Source organism: Streptomyces sp. NPDC051913, assembly GCF_044593635.1.
Lineage (GTDB): Bacteria > Actinomycetota > Actinomycetes > Streptomycetales > Streptomycetaceae > Streptomyces.
The window spans coordinates 19,832-33,950 of record NZ_JBIUCI010000023.1 but is presented as its reverse complement, the minus strand read 5'-3'; the positions used below and the strand labels follow the sequence as shown (position 1 = coordinate 33,950).

Annotated in this window: 13 protein-coding genes; 4 read left to right on the top strand and 9 right to left on the bottom strand. The window is 72.5% G+C overall.

Annotation, left to right across the window (positions count from 1 at the left end; all coding sequences use genetic code 11):
- Positions 1-26: 26 nt before the first annotated feature.
- The 4 genes from ACIHIX_RS41980 to ACIHIX_RS41965 all read right to left on the bottom strand — a co-directional run bounded on the left by ACIHIX_RS41980 (position 27) and on the right by ACIHIX_RS41965 (position 5,099).
- Positions 27-1,172, bottom strand: coding sequence for a flavin-containing monooxygenase (locus ACIHIX_RS41980; protein ID WP_399965835.1), 1,146 nt, complete (start codon positions 1,170-1,172; stop codon positions 27-29).
- Positions 1,169-1,354 (bottom strand): tetratricopeptide repeat protein, encoded by a 186-nt coding sequence (locus tag ACIHIX_RS41975; protein ID WP_399965834.1) that lies wholly within the window; start codon positions 1,352-1,354, stop codon positions 1,169-1,171. The genes ACIHIX_RS41980 and ACIHIX_RS41975 overlap by 4 nt, the downstream gene beginning before the upstream one ends.
- Positions 1,355-1,432: 78 nt before the next feature.
- Positions 1,433-3,085: a LuxR C-terminal-related transcriptional regulator gene (locus ACIHIX_RS41970; protein WP_399965833.1), complete on the bottom strand. Its 1,653-nt coding sequence runs from the start codon at positions 3,083-3,085 to the stop codon at positions 1,433-1,435.
- Positions 3,086-3,128: 43 nt separating this feature from the next.
- Positions 3,129-5,099 (bottom strand): bifunctional glycosyltransferase 87/phosphatase PAP2 family protein, encoded by a 1,971-nt coding sequence (locus ACIHIX_RS41965; RefSeq protein WP_399965832.1) that lies wholly within the window; start codon positions 5,097-5,099, stop codon positions 3,129-3,131.
- A 355-nt stretch (positions 5,100-5,454) separates the two neighbouring features.
- On the opposite strand from ACIHIX_RS41965, the gene ACIHIX_RS41960 reads away from it, so the two are divergent.
- Positions 5,455-6,588: a DUF2330 domain-containing protein gene (locus tag ACIHIX_RS41960; protein ID WP_399965831.1), complete on the top strand. Its 1,134-nt coding sequence runs from the start codon at positions 5,455-5,457 to the stop codon at positions 6,586-6,588.
- The gene (locus ACIHIX_RS41955; RefSeq protein WP_399965830.1) at positions 6,585-7,256 is read left to right on the top strand and encodes an O-methyltransferase; all 672 of its coding nucleotides are present in this window, start codon (positions 6,585-6,587) and stop codon (positions 7,254-7,256) included. Before ACIHIX_RS41960 ends, ACIHIX_RS41955 begins: the two co-directional genes overlap by 4 nt.
- A gap of 19 nt (positions 7,257-7,275) precedes the next feature.
- Here ACIHIX_RS41955 and ACIHIX_RS41950 read toward each other — a convergent pair whose 3' ends face one another.
- Complete coding sequence (locus ACIHIX_RS41950; protein ID WP_399965828.1) at positions 7,276-7,668, bottom strand: hypothetical protein; 393 nt, start codon at positions 7,666-7,668, stop codon at positions 7,276-7,278.
- A 103-nt stretch (positions 7,669-7,771) separates the two neighbouring features.
- Between ACIHIX_RS41950 and ACIHIX_RS41945 the strand changes: the two genes are divergently transcribed.
- Positions 7,772-8,203, top strand: a complete 432-nt coding sequence (locus ACIHIX_RS41945; protein ID WP_399965827.1) for a DUF1992 domain-containing protein — start codon at positions 7,772-7,774, stop codon at positions 8,201-8,203.
- Here ACIHIX_RS41945 and ACIHIX_RS41940 read toward each other — a convergent pair.
- From ACIHIX_RS41940 to ACIHIX_RS41930, 3 genes are all read right to left on the bottom strand, one after another.
- On the bottom strand, positions 8,189-8,677 hold the full coding sequence (locus ACIHIX_RS41940) for a hypothetical protein (protein ID WP_399965826.1): 489 nt from the start codon (positions 8,675-8,677) through the stop codon (positions 8,189-8,191). The two genes, ACIHIX_RS41945 and ACIHIX_RS41940, sit on opposite strands and share 15 nt — an antisense overlap.
- Positions 8,678-8,682: 5 nt before the next feature.
- Entirely contained in the window at positions 8,683-9,327 is a 645-nt protein-coding gene (locus ACIHIX_RS41935; protein WP_399965825.1) for a hypothetical protein, read from the bottom strand.
- Between the two features lie 325 nt (positions 9,328-9,652).
- A complete protein-coding gene (locus tag ACIHIX_RS41930) occupies positions 9,653-11,707 on the bottom strand; it encodes a DHA2 family efflux MFS transporter permease subunit (protein WP_399965824.1) in 2,055 nt (684 codons plus the stop codon).
- A 160-nt stretch (positions 11,708-11,867) separates the two neighbouring features.
- Between ACIHIX_RS41930 and ACIHIX_RS41925 the strand changes: the two genes are divergently transcribed.
- On the top strand, positions 11,868-12,821 hold the full coding sequence (locus tag ACIHIX_RS41925; protein ID WP_399965823.1) for a peptidoglycan-binding domain-containing protein: 954 nt from the start codon (positions 11,868-11,870) through the stop codon (positions 12,819-12,821).
- 617 nt (positions 12,822-13,438) lie between these two features.
- Here ACIHIX_RS41925 and ACIHIX_RS41920 read toward each other — a convergent pair.
- Positions 13,439-14,107 carry an HAD-IA family hydrolase gene (locus ACIHIX_RS41920; RefSeq protein ID WP_399965822.1) on the bottom strand — a complete coding sequence of 223 codons (669 nt, stop codon included), beginning with the start codon at positions 14,105-14,107 and terminating at the stop codon, positions 13,439-13,441.
- Positions 14,108-14,119 lie beyond the last annotated feature (12 nt).

The following is a 14,119-nucleotide window of genomic DNA, read 5'->3' as shown; positions in this document are numbered from 1 at the left end:
CCGGGGGAGGCGGGAGCATCCGTCCCTCACGCCCCGTTCCTGCCTCCCCCGAGGCGTACCGCGTCCGGCGCGACCGCCTGGGGCGCGGCCGTGGGCCGGGCGCCGAGGTGCCGGACGACGTGTTCGGCGTCCCGGCCCACGCCCTGGATCATCGACGAGGCCATGGCGTACTGGAAGAGCCGCCCCACGAAGTACAGCCCGGGCTGCGAGGGGACCACCCCGCGCCGTTGCGCCGGTTCACCGTCCTGGTCGTCGAAGACCGGCAGGTCGATCCAGGAGGTGTCCGGCCGGAAGCCCGTGCACCACAGCACGTTCGCCACCTCCGCCCTGCGCCCGTCAGCGAGTTCCGGCAGCCCGTCGCGCACCCCGACGACACGGTCCACCCGCTCGACACCCGCCGCCTTCAGGTCGGCGGCCTTCACCCGGATCAACGGGGCGCTGTGCGCGAGCACCTTCGGCCGCAGCCTGCGGCCCATGGGGGTGCGCACGGTCAGCACGTGCCGGAAGAGGAAGAACAGCGTCGGCGTCAGCACCCGCGAGGCCCGCCGCTCGATCCGCCACGGGATCTGCCCCGGATGCGGCCCGGACAGCTGCACCCGACGGCTCGCCGCCAGCTCGACGGCGATGTCCGCCCCCGAGTTCCCGGCCCCGACGATCAGCACCGGACCGTCCCGCAACTGCCCCGGGCCGCGATAGTGGACGGCGTGCAACTGCGTGACGTGTGGGGCGAGTTCACCGGCGTACGCGGGCATCTTGGGCAGCCGGTCGTATCCGGCGGCGACGACCACGTTATCTGCCTCGTACCGCACCTCGCCGTCCGTCTCCACGACGTACCGCGTGCCGTCGTACGACAGCCGCCGCACCCGGAGCCCGGTCCGCACCGGCAGTTCAGCCCAGACGGCGTACGCCTGGAGGTAGTCGGCGAACTCGTCGCGGGTGGGGAACGCCCAGTCGGGCCCCGGGTAGGGCAGTCCGGGCAGGCCGTCGAAGCGGGCGGGGCTGAACAGACGCAGGGAGTCCCAGCGTGCGCGCCAGCTGTCGCCGACACGCTCCCCGGCCTCCAGGATCACGAACGGCCGTCCGGCGCGGGCCAGGTGGTACCCCGTGGCGAGCCCGGCCTGGCCGCCGCCGATGACCACGGTCTCGATACGTTCGGTGAGTTCGGTGTTCATGCCAGCTCCTCGGTCGTGGTGCGCTCGGCCTCGTAGATCTCCACGGCCTGCCGCAACAGCCGCTCGGCCTCGGTGAGTTCACCGCGCAGCCGCAGCAGGGTGCCCAGCTCGGCGGCGCTGTCGGCGTACCTCAGCCGGGCCGTTCGCAGCTGTTCGCGGAGGGTGAGCGCGTCGTCGGACACGCTTCGATGCTGCGGGCGGGGCGCTGCCGCGCGCATCGACAGCAATACCCATTCAGTGGGCCGGGGGTATGGGTATTCCTACGCGCCCGGGGAGTGGACCAACCCGTGCTCGAAGGCGTACGCGGCGACGGCGGTACGGGAACCGAGGTCGAGCTTGGCGAAGATGTTGCTGACGTGCCGGGCGACGGTCTTCTCGCTGAGAACGAGCTCCGCGGCGATGGCGTGATTGGTGCGGCCCTGCGCGATGAGGCGTACGACATCGAGTTCCCGGGGCGACAGGACCGACCGCCGCTCCCCGCCCCGGAGCCCCTCGACCCGCCGTACGTCCGGTGCCGCCCCGAGCCGCGCGAAGATCTGCCCGGCCGCGTCCAGCTCAAGCGCCGCGCAGTCCTCGTCCCCGAGCGCCCGGCAGGCCAGCGCGACGAGCACCCCGACCCTGGCCGCCTCGTAGGGCACGTCCAGCTCCCGCCACCCCCGCCCCGCCTCCCGCAGCACCCCGAGCGCCTCCCCCGCGGCCCCCTGCGCGAGCAGCACGGCGCCCCGGGCCTGGCAGGCCATGGCGTGCAGCGCGGCGATGCGCTGCGCACCGGCGACGGCGGCGAGTTCGTCGGCGGCCCGGAGAGCCTCCTCGGGAACCTCACCGTCCCGGTCGGCCAGCAGGATCTCCACCGCCGCGGGCAGCAGCCGCGCCCGCCGCATCGGGTCCGTGGTCTCCGCGAGCGCCCGGCGGATCGCCGCCGCGGCCGGGGCGGGCCGGTCCTGGGCCAGTCTGAGCAGGGCGAGCCCCGGCTGGGTGTCCCAGCCGTGCCGCAGGGTGTCGCGGTAGGCCTGCTCGGCCTCGGTGTGGGCGCCGCGCAGCCGGTGGAGTTCGGCCAGCTGGTAGAAGGCGCTGCCCGCGGCGCTCTCGCCGTAACCGGCGGTGAGCTGGGCGCAGGCCAGCCGTGCCTCCCGGTCGGCCTCCGGCCAGGCGCCGCCGAGCTGGAGGAGCGCGGCCCGGTGCACCCGGCACAGTCCCCGGTAGGCGCCACTGAAGTCGGGCTGGGCCGCGCACCACCGGGCGAGCGCCTTGGCCCACTCCTGGGCGCGGCGCAGTTCCTGGAGCTCCTGGCAGGTGCCGATGACGACGCAGTACGTCATGCCGATGGACCGCGCCGAGGGCGTCCCCTCGGCGACGACGACCATCGCCTCGTCGAGCTGGGCGAGCCCGGCGGCGACCTCGCCGTTGCTCACCAGGGCGAGGCCGAGCGTCATCGCCGTACCGGCCACGAGGTCGGGGTCCGCGTCGGGTCCGGTGGTCGCGGCGAGGCGGCGGGCGAGGGTGAGCATGTCGGCGGGTTCACCGGCGCGGAAGTGCAGTTCGGCTTCCAGCATCGTCAGATAGCCGCAGCTCGGGCAGTCGGGTTCCGTGGCCGCGAGCCGCTGGGCGCGGGCCAGCCAGGCGCCGGACTGGGCGAGGTCCCCGCCCCAGGCCAGGCCCTTGCACAGCCAGTAGGCGCACCGCAGCGCGGCCCCGACCTCGCCCGTCCCGGCGTACGCCGTGAAGGCCCGCCGCAGCAGCGCCACCGCGTCGTCGCCCCGGCCGAGCATGTCGGCGGCCTCGGCGAGCGCCTCGACGTCGGCGGCGTCGAGCGGTCGTACCGTGTCGGCCTTGCCGAGCAGCGCGTACGCCTCCGCCCAGGCCTGCCGGCGGCAGGCCTGGCGTCCCCGGTCCAGCTCCGCGTCCGCGTCCATGGGCGCCTCCGCCCCCCATTGCACCCCCGCGGGGGTACGGCTGTCACCCGCTCCCGGAGGAACGCACCAACACGGGTTCCCCATCGGCCGCCGCGTCCTTCACCAGCCGCGCCCTGGGCCCCTGGAAGAGATACGACAGCCCGAAGCCCGCGCTCACCACCACCGCGCCGCCGACCGCGTCCAGCACCCAGTGGTTGCCGGTGGCCACGATCGCCGTGACCGTGAAGAACGGGTGCAGCAGCCCCAGCGCCTTCATCCACCACCTCGGCGCGACGATCGCGATGACGACCCCGCACCACAGGGACCAGCCGAAGTGCAGCGAGGGCATCGCCGCGTACTGGTTGGTGAGGGCGGTCAGGGTGCCGTAGTCGGGCTTGGAGAAGTCCTGGACGCCGTGGACCGTGTCGATGACGCCGAGGGACGGCATGAGGCGGGGCGGGGCGAGCGGGTAGAGCCAGAAGCCGACGAGGGCGAGGAGGGTGGCGAAGCCGAGGGAGGCGCGGGCCCAGCGGTAGTCGACGGGCCGGCGCCAGTAGAGGACGCCGAGGACCGTCAGCGGGACGACGAAGTGGAAGGACTCGTAATAGAAGTCGAAGAAGTTCCGCAGCCAGTCGACCTTGACGACCGCGTGGTTCGCCCAGTGCTCGATGTCGATGTGCAGCCACCGCTCCAGGTCCAGGACCTGCTGCCCGTGCTCCTCGGCCCGTGCCCGGCCCTCGGAGTTGGTGCCGCCCGTCGCCGCGAGCCGCACCTTCTGGTACGCGGCGTAGGTGACACGAATAAGCAGCAACTCAAGGAGCAGGTTGGGACGCGTCAGCACCCGCTTCAGGAACGGCAGCAGCGGCACCCGCCGGAAGCGGGCGGCGACCGGCTCGGCGTACTCGGTCGGGACCGGCGTCTGGTAATAGGGCGAGGTCCGGGACAGGAACGGCACGAGCGTCGCCGCGGCCAGCGCCGCCAGCAGGACGACGTTGTCGCGCAGCGGGTAGAGCGAGGCCATGTTCGGCAGGATCATCTTCGCGGGCAGCGTCATCACCAGCACCACCGCGACCGGCCACACGTACCGGTCCGAGGCCCGCTTGCCGACCCTGCCGACCACCGCCAGCAGCACCCACAGCAGCTGGTGCTGCCAGGCCATCGGGGCCACGAGGATCGCCGCGCAGCCGGTGACCGCCACCGCCAGCAGCAGCTGCCCGTCGCGGGCGTAGCGCACGGCCCGCCGCAGGGCGAGCGCCGCCACCGCGACGCCCAGCGCGAGGAACAGCACCACCTCGGCCGGCCCGGCGAATCCGGCCCGCAGCAGCGCCCCGTGCAGCGACTGGTTGGCGAGATCGTCGGCGTCACCGCCGAGCCCCGTGCCGGCCATGTGGTGGACCCAGTAGGTGTACGAGTCGTGCGGCAGCGCCGCCCACGCCAGTGCCGTGCTCGCCGCGAACGTGGCTCCGGTGGCCGACGCGGCCCGCCGCCGCCCGGTGAACCACAGCAGTCCGGCGAAGAGCAGCACGGTCGGCTGGAGCGCCGCGGCCAGGCCGATGAGCACGCCGCTCGCCCGCTGCCCGCGTACGACGAAGCAGCCGACCAGCACCAGCAGCACCGGCATGATGCTGGTCTGCCCGAGATACAGCGTGTTGCGGACCGGCAGGGACAGCATCAGCAGGCTGATCGCGACCGGCGCGGCGAAGAAGGACGTACGTCTGTTCACCGGATGAGGCAGCGCCCGCGCGACGACAAGACCGAGCGCGACCACCAGAAGCAGCGTCCCGAAGGTCCAGCCCCAGCCGAGGGCCTGCTCGGCCGCCTTGGTGAGCGGTTTGAGGACGAGTCCGCCGAACGGCGTGCCCGTGAACTCCGTCGAGTCGTACAGCGAACCCTTCACATGGAGGACCCCGTCGGGGCCGACCCAGGTCTCCAGATCCGTCAGCCGCTCTCCGCTGGGGGTACTGAGGACGACGGCGACCTGGCGGACGGCGAGTATGGCGGCGACCACCCACAGCAGGAATCTGGCCACGCGCATCCGGGCTCTGGCCGTGTCGACGGCCGTCGCTCCGAACGCTTCCGCCGGTCCTCCACTGGGGTTGGTGTTCACCACGCGCCCAGGCCTCCCGCCCAGTTCGTCCCTCACGTCCGATACGTGAGGTCTGTCGTGCGCACCCTATGAGGCGCGCACCGCCCCCCGGAGAAGAGACGCAGGAGGTTCCGCTTTGCCTGACACCCGTCCCGCGTTTGTCCGAATGACGATAGTCCGCACCATCTCGCACCGTCTCGCTGAGCGCGCAGTGGATCACTTACGTAGCTATCTGACGCGGACCCGTATGCTCCGCGTAACCGTCTGAAGGCCCGGCGAGCGTGCAGCGGAGGGTTTGGGGGGAATGATCGAATTCCTGAGAGGCCGGGCGCGCCGACGCCTGCTCGCGGTGGTCCTGGCGTTACTCACCACCCAGGTGGGTTCCCTGGTCGCCCCGGCGTACGCCTGCGGCTGCGGCGCCATGATCCCGGACACCGCCCGGCGGGTCGGCGTGGCGCGCGAGGTGTCGGTGGTGCGCTGGGACGGCGGCCGGGAGCGGATCGTGATGCGGCTGACGGTCGACGGCGACAGCGACCGCGCCGCCTGGATCATGCCGGTCCCGCACCGCGCGGACGTGCGGCTGGGCGATCCGGCCCTCTTCGACGAGCTGGACGCCGCCACCGCGCCCGTGCACCGCACCCGGTACCACTTCTGGCCGCAGGACGGCGACTGGCCACTGGTCTCCGGCGGCGGCCGCGACGCGGGCGCGCCCCCGCCCGGCGTCGGCAGGGCGCCCGGTGTGGGCGTGGTGGGCCGCCAGAGGCTGGGCCCCTTCGACGTGGCCCGCCTGACCGCCACCGACCCGGACGCCCTCGGCGACTGGCTGACCGCCAACGGCTTCAGCCTCCCGCCCCGCCTGAGCGGCGCCCTCCAGCCATATGTGGAGCGCCGCTGGGAGTACGTGGCGATCCGCCTGGCCCCGGAAACCACCGGCACCGCCCTCCAGGGCACCCTGGACCCGCTGAGCCTGTCCTTCGCGGCCGACGAGCCCGTCTACCCGATGCGCCTGTCCCGCCTGGCACGGACACCGCAGTCGCTGGGCCTGTACGTCCTGGCCGCCCACCGCATGGAACCGACGTCCCGCATCGGCGGCTCCCGCCCCCGGGTCACCTTCGCCGGCCGGATCACCCCCCGGCGCGACAGCCCCCTGGCCGAGCTGACCGCGGGCACCCCGTTCCTGACGGCGATCGGCCAGGAGTTCCCGTCCCCGAACCTGATCGACGCCGACCACACCCTCCGCCGAGCCGCCACGGACGCCACGTTCCAGCAGGTGATCTACGAGGACCGCCTCCGCACACTGGCGGGCATCCCGGCCTGGCTCCTCACCCTCGCGGGCACCTTGGCCGCACTCACCACCGCGGTGGCCTTGTTCGTCGTACGACACTCCAGGCGCCCGGCAACATCACCAACCACCCCCCACCCGAATGAGGTCGCATGAGCGAGTCGCAGCGCTGGGAAGCCGTAGACGCCTACTTCGCCACCCATCTCGCGCCCGACGACGAAGCACTGACAGCCACCCTGCGGGAAAGCGAGGCGGCCGGGCTCCCCTCGATCGCCGTCTCCGCCCCGAACGGCAAGCTGCTCCACCTCCTGGCCCGGATCCAGGGCGCCCGGCGGATCCTGGAGATCGGCACCCTGGGCGGCTACAGCACCATCTGGCTGGCCCGCGCCCTGCCCGCCGACGGCCGCCTGATCACCCTGGAGTACAGCCCGAGGCACGCCGAGGTCGCCACCGCCAACATCGCCCGGGCCGGCCTGGACAAGCTCGTGGAGATCCGCGTGGGTGCGGCCCTCGACTCCCTCGCCGTCCTGGCCGACGAGCACCAACCGCCCTTCGACCTGGTCTTCATCGACGCGGACAAGGCGAACAACCCGCACTACATCGAGTGGGCCCTGAAGCTGACCCGCGTGGGCAGCCTGATCGTCGTCGACAACGTCGTACGAGGCGGCCGCGTGGCCGACCCGGACGACACCACCCCCGATGTGGTCGGCACCCGCACCGCGATCGAACTCCTGGGCTCACACCCCCGAGTGACGGCCACGGCGATCCAGACGGTAGGAGCGAAGGGCTACGACGGCTTCGCGCTGGCAAGGGTGACGTCGTAGCCCCTCATCACCAGCCCCCTCAAACCTCGTGATAGAAGCCGACGTTGACGCTGCGCGGCGCGGTGCGGTCCACGACGACGATCTCACCGCTGCCGCCGCGGGGCAGCGCCACGGTCCCCCCGTAGACCAGCGGCTGGGCGTACTCCCCGACGGTCAGCCGCACCTCGCTCGACGGCTCCGCCTGCGACCCGCGCAGCCACGTCACCTGCCAGGTCCCCTCCGGCCCGCACAGGAACTCCAGATGCACCCGGGAGACGAACAGCCAGTCGTCGGGCGTCGCCAGCCGGCACACGGACTGATCGCGGCCCACCCGCAGCAGCGCGCCCGGCTCGCTGGGCGCGTCGGCCATGAGCATGCCGGCCGTGGCACCCTCCTCCGCCGCGGAGACGGCGGCCATGGTGAGTTCGAGCACGTGCGCTCCCTTTGCAGTTCCTGAACCGTTCCTGAGCAAGTGTCCTTGCACAGCGGCCGCATGATAAATCGCCCGGCCCCATCGCGTCCGGCACAATGGACTCATGACCGAGCGAAAGCCACCCGGCGTCCCGTTCGAGTCCTGGGTCGACAAACAGATCCGAGACGCGCAGGGCCGCGGCGACTTCGACCGACTCCCCGGCACGGGCGAGCCGTTGCCACCGGAGCTGGACACGCCCTACGACGAACTCTGGTGGATCAAGCGCAAAATGGCTCGCGAGGGCCTGTCCGCACTCCCCCCGTCCCTGGCCCTGCGCAAAGAGGCCGAGGACACCCTGGCCGCCGCCCGCACGGCTCCTTCGGAACACACGGTCCGCAAACTGATCACCGACGTCAACGTCAAGATCCGCGCCATGATGTACATGCCACCGCCCGGCCCCCCGCTGGGTCTGAAGCCGTACGACGTCGAAGAGGTCGTACGCCAGTGGCGGGAGCGCCGGGCGGAGTCGAGCCGCGCGAAGTCAGAGTCGCAGTAGCCGCTCCGTGAGCTCGCGATAGTCACGCAGGGCCAGCCGAAGCTGCTCGGTGTCACCCGAGCCGCCGTCGCCGGCCGTGGGGCCGTCCGTGTGCTGGGCCCCCTGCCAGGACTGCCGCAGGGTGCGCCGCCGCTGCGCCATGGCGTCCGTGAACCGCGAGGCGACCTCTTCGAGCACATGGTCGGCTTCCTCTACGGCAGCCCGGGGCCCGTCCACGAACCCGGTCATGGCGTGCTGCAACTGCCCGGAGAGCTTGTCGCACTGCTCATCGCCGAGCAGCTTGCCCTCATGGGCCTCACGCCCCGCGGTGTCATGACCGGCGACCAGGGGAGCCTTCTCACGCCCCTTGTCCAGGCCACGCCCGTCGTCCAGGCCACGCCCCTCGCCCTCGTGCCCGGCCACGAGGGGCGACCCGTCCCCCTGGCCCCGCTGCGGGACGCTCTCGGCGCCCCGACCGCTCATGGCATCCGTCATGCCTCTCAACTCCCCTTCGCCTGACGCCGGGTGAACGTCCACGGCTGATGGCCGTGACCGTCATCGCGCACGGTCCGATGACCGGCCGCCTCACGCCGCCCACCGGCTCCCACCAACTCCTCGAACAGGGCCCGGGCCTCGACCATGGCCTCGCGCATCTCCTCGGTGCCGCCCCGCGCACCGTCCTCCGTGCCGCCGCGCGTATGAGCCGCGCGGTGCACACGCCGGTAGCCGTGCACATGGTCCGCGTGGTGCACGGACAGGGCGGCGAGCTGCTCCTCGTACTGCCCCCCATCAGGGAACCCGCGGGCTCCGGCCACCTCTGCGAGCAGCCGGTCCGCCTCGTCCACCGCCTCCCGGGGCGACTCGACGAACCGCTCCTGGGCGGCCGCCCACCGGGCCTCGTACTCCTGCCGCTGCGCGGGCTCCAGGTCCCGCTCACGCAGCGACCCGTGCTTGTCCACCCGCTCGGCGAGCTCGCGCTCGGCCGCCTGCGAGTCCCCGTCATGCCGGGCGACGACCCGGTCGTACTCGGGCCCGAAGCGCCGCTTCAGGTCCCGTCCACCGGGCTTGCGCCGGGCCAGGACGACCGCCACCACGACGACGGCCGCCACGATCACGATCAGAGCGATGATCACGCCAGTTGTCATAAACCCCGAGTAGCCCCACCCACGCCCCTCAAACAGCCGCCGCACCCAGAAGCCGGCCGCGAGCGCCCACCGGACGCCTGCGGGCACGTCGTGGCCGCTCGCGCAGTTCCCCGCGCCCCTGAGCGGCACGGCCCGGACGTACCCGCAGTGCGCAACGGCGGTGAGGGGACGTGTCGGGGGGTGTCCGCCCGCAGCGGTTGGCGCGTCAGCACGGGTGCCCCTTGTCGAGGACCGATTCCGCGCCGTTCCGAGGACGGACACCCCCCGGCGCGGCCCCGACCCACAACGCACCCACACCGCACCCGCACCCGCGCCGCCCGACGGCTCACCCGCCCCCAGCCACGGCCGCCGCCGCCCCGCCCTGCGGCTGCTCCCGGTCCGAGCCGCACAGTTCCGCGGTCAACTCGCCCACCAACTGGACCAGATCGGTAGGCCGGTCAGCCCCCCACCAGTCCCCCAGCAGCTCCGCCAACGACTCCTCCCGAGCCGCCGCGAGCCGCTCCGCGACCGCCACCCCCTCCGCGGTCAGCACCAGATCCACCCCCGACCGCACCGCCAGCCGCCGCTCCTCCACCTGCCGGGCCGCGGCGATGACGACCTGCAACGGCACAGAACTCCCCGCGGCGAGCGCCCCTGGCTCCACCGACCCGTACTTGTTGATCCGCAGCAGCAGCCAACTCGCCCCGGGCAACAGGTCGTACCCCGCCCGATCAGTGATCGTCCGATAGATCTCCCGCCGCCCCTCGCGCGTCCCGAGCACCGACAACGCCCGGCACACCTCGTCGTAGGACGACCGTTCCACCGGATTGCTGGCCAGCGTCTCCGTCACGTCCGGCGCGGTGACCGACGCCCGCAGCCGGTCCTCCTTGAGGAACCAGGCCAGCACGAACCCCAACAGGGCCACAGGCGCCGCGTACAGGAAGACATCCGTGATCGACGAGGCGTACGCGTGCAGCGCCGCCGGCCGCAGCGCCGCCGGCAGATTCGCGATGTCCCGCGGATCGGCCTCCAGCCCCTCCACGGTCACCCCACCCGGCAACTGCCCTCCTGCGAACGCGTCCGCCAGCTTGTCCCCGAGCCGGTTCGTGAACACCGTGCCGAAGATGGCCACCCCGAACGACGCCCCGATCGACCGGAAGAACGTCGCCCCGGACGTGGCGACGCCGAGGTCCTCGTACGACACCGCGTTCTGCACGATGAGCACCAGCACCTGCATGACCAGCCCGAGCCCCAACCCGAACACGAAGAAGTAGCTGCTCATGACCCATGTGGAACTGCCCTCGTCGAGCCGGTGGAGCAGCAGCAGCCCGATCGTGGTGACCGCGGTGCCCGCGATCGGGAACACCTTCCACCGCCCGGTGCGGCTGACGATCTGCCCGGACGCGGTCGACGACAGCAGCAGCCCGAACACCATCGGCAGCATGTGCACACCGGACATGGTCGGCGAGACGCCCTGCACGACCTGGAGGAACGTGGGCAGATAGGTCATGGCACCGAACATGGCGAACCCGACGACAAAGCTGATCACCGCGGACAACGCGAACGTCCGGATGCGGAACAGCTTCAACGGCAGCACAGGCTCCACGGCCCGCCGCTCCACCGCCACGAAGGCGACACCCAGCACGACCCCGAGCACGGCCAGCCCGATGATCTGCGGCGACCCCCAGCCCCACGTGGTGCCACCGAGGGACGCGACGAGCACGAGACACGTGGCGACCGAGGCGATCAGCAACGTCCCCAGATAGTCGATGACATGGTGGGTCGGCTTGCGCGGAATCCGCAGCACGGCAGCGATGACGGCAAGCGCGACCACACCCACCGGAAGGTTGACGTAGAACACCCACCGCCAGCTCAGATGCTCGGTGAACACCCCGCCCAGCAGCGGCCCGAGCACACTCGTCGCCCCGAACACCGCACCGAACAGCCCTTGGTAGCGCCCGCGTTCCCGCGGCGGTACGAGGTCGCCGACGATGGCCATGGACAGCACCATGAGCCCACCGCCCCCGAGCCCCTGAAGCGCCCGGAACGCGATGAGTTGGGGCATGTTCTGTGCCATCCCGCACAGCGCCGACCCGATCAGAAAGATCACGATCGCGGTCTGGAACAGCCTCTTGCGGCCGTACTGGTCGCCGAGTTTGCCCCACAGCGGGGTCGCGGCCGTGGAGGCGAGCAGATACGCGGTGACGACCCACGACAGATGCTCCAGGCCGCCCAGGTCACTGACGATGGTCGGCAGCGCGGTCGACACGATCGTCTGGTCCAGCGCGGCGAGCAGCATCCCGAGAAGCAACGCCCCGATCGACACGAGGACGTTCCCGGGCACGTGCTCCTCTCGCGCGTCCCGCACATCTCCCGTCATAGCGTCCGCATCCGCGGCCATGAAGACCTCCCGTGAGACTCGTTACGACTCCATCGTGGTCGGTGTGACCACTTATGGCCTGTCGAGTCCTGTTGGAAGCCGTTGTTCCGGGGGTTGGCGGGAGACGGGTGTGAAGAAGGTCTGCATAATCTCTGGAGTTCGCGAGGGGAGGGACGAACACATGACGGAGTCGAAGGGCCACCTGTGCCCGGAGTGCGGGGCACCCAGGGGGGCCGACAACACCCCGTCCTGCGGGTGCACACGGCGGGCGTCCGACGCCCTGCGCGACGCGCGCGAGGCGGAACAGGCGGCAGCGGAGGACTTCGATCCGCTGCGCATACGCCCGTACGTCGACCTGGACGGCGAGAGCCCCGAGGCCCCCGCCCCCACCCTCGCCGCGCCCCCCGACGCGACGATGCGGTTGCGCCCGATATCCGTCCCACCCCCGCCCAGCACCACGGACCTGAGCCTCTTCGAGAACGCTCCGCCGCACGAGGGCACCCCCACCGAGCCCCGCCCCCGTAACCGCACACCCCACCGCCGCACCCTGATCCTGGCCTCGGCCGCCGCCCTCGTGGCGGTGATCGCGGCGGCGGGCCTGGCGAGCGGCCTGCTCTCGTACGACTCCCCGCAGCGCGACACCGCGCTTCCCGAGGAGATCAGGGCGAGCGTCCCGGACGCGTCGACCAGCTCGGCGCAGGCGTCCCCGTCGACCAGCACGACATCGGCCGGGCCGACCTCGGCGTCCCCGTCCGCGAGCGTGAGCGCGTCGGAGTCCCCGTCCCCGTCGCCGTCCCGCTCCAGCGCCTCCCCGACCCCGTCGTCACCCTCCGAGAAGCCCACGGCGACCACGACAAGCGCCGCCCCCACCGACACGGCGGACAACTCCAGCACGTCCCGGGAGAGCACCCCGCCCGTACTGCGCCGGGGCTCCCAGGGTGACGAGGTGGTGGAACTGGAGCTGCGCCTGACCCAGCTGAACCTCTACCCGAGGAAGGCGAGCGGCCACTACAACGAGGGCGTCGAGGACGCGGTCACCCGCTACCAGTGGGCACGGGGCATCCAGGTGACGGAGTACGGCGTCTACGACCTGGCGACCAGGGAAACGCTGGAGTCGGAAACAACAGAGCCGTAACCCCCGACCTCAGCCCCGCCACACGACCCGAGGCCGAACCACCCGCCCCGCGACACCGACCCCGCCACGCAACCCGAGGCGGACCACCCGGCCTCAACCCCGCCACGCGACCCAAGGCCGAGCCACCCGACCCCTGGCCCAGCCCCGCCACGCAACCCAAGGTCCAACCACCCGCCCGCAGCCCCGCCACGCACCCCAAAAGCCGAACCACCCGACCCGCGACGCCGACCCCGCCACACGACCCGCGGCCGAGCCACCCGACCTCCGGCCCGGCCCCGCCACGCGACCCAAGGTCCAACCAGCCGCCCGCCCGACCTCAGCCCCGCCTCGCGCCCCAAAGCCGAGCCACCCGACCCCCAGCCCGGCCCCGCCACGCAACCCAAGGCCCAACCACCCGCCCGCCGGACCTCAGCCCCGCCAGGCGACCCAAGGCCGAGCCACCCGACCCCCGGCCCAAAAGCGCCACGCAACCCAAGGCCGAACCACCCGACCCCCGGCCCGGCCCCACCACGCAACCCGAGGCCGAGCCACCCGGCCCGCGACACCGGCCCCACCACGCGACCCAAGGGCCGAACCACCCGCCCCCGGCCTCAGCCCCGGCTCCGCCCCCGGCCCCCTCACCCGATATAGAGCCGAACCCGCCCATCCCCCAAAGCCTCCACCCGCACCTGCGCAAGGTCCCGCACCACCACATCCGGCTCATGGAAGTCGGCCCGCGGCCCGACCCCCACCACCTGCATCCCCGCGGCGCGCCCCGCCGCGATCCCCGCCCCGGAGTCCTCGAAGACGACGCACTCCGAGGGCGCCACACCGAGTTCGGCGGCGCCCTTCAGGAACCCCTCGGGGTCGGGCTTGCTCGCGCCGACGCTCTCCGCGGTGATCCGCACCTCGGGCAGGGCGAGCCCCGCCGCGGCCATCCGGGCGGTGGACAGGGCGACGTCGGCGGAGGTCACCAGGGCGTGCGGCACCCCGGCCAGCGAGGCGAGGAAGGCCTCCGCGCCGGGGATGGCGACCACGCCGTCCATGTCGGCGGTCTCCTCGGCGAGCATGCGCGCGTTGTCGGCGTGGTTCTGCGCCATGGGCCGGTCGGGCAGCAGCAGCGCCATGGAGGCGTACCCCTGCCGCCCGTGGACGACCTTCATGACCTCGTCGCCGTCCAGCCCGTGCCGCTCGGCCCAGCGCCGCCAGCAGCGTTCGACGACGACGTCGGAGTTCACGAGGGTGCCGTCCATGTCCAGCAGCAGGGCACGGGCGGTGAGCACGGTGGGCACGGCGGTGGCCGTCATCGGCAGCTCCAG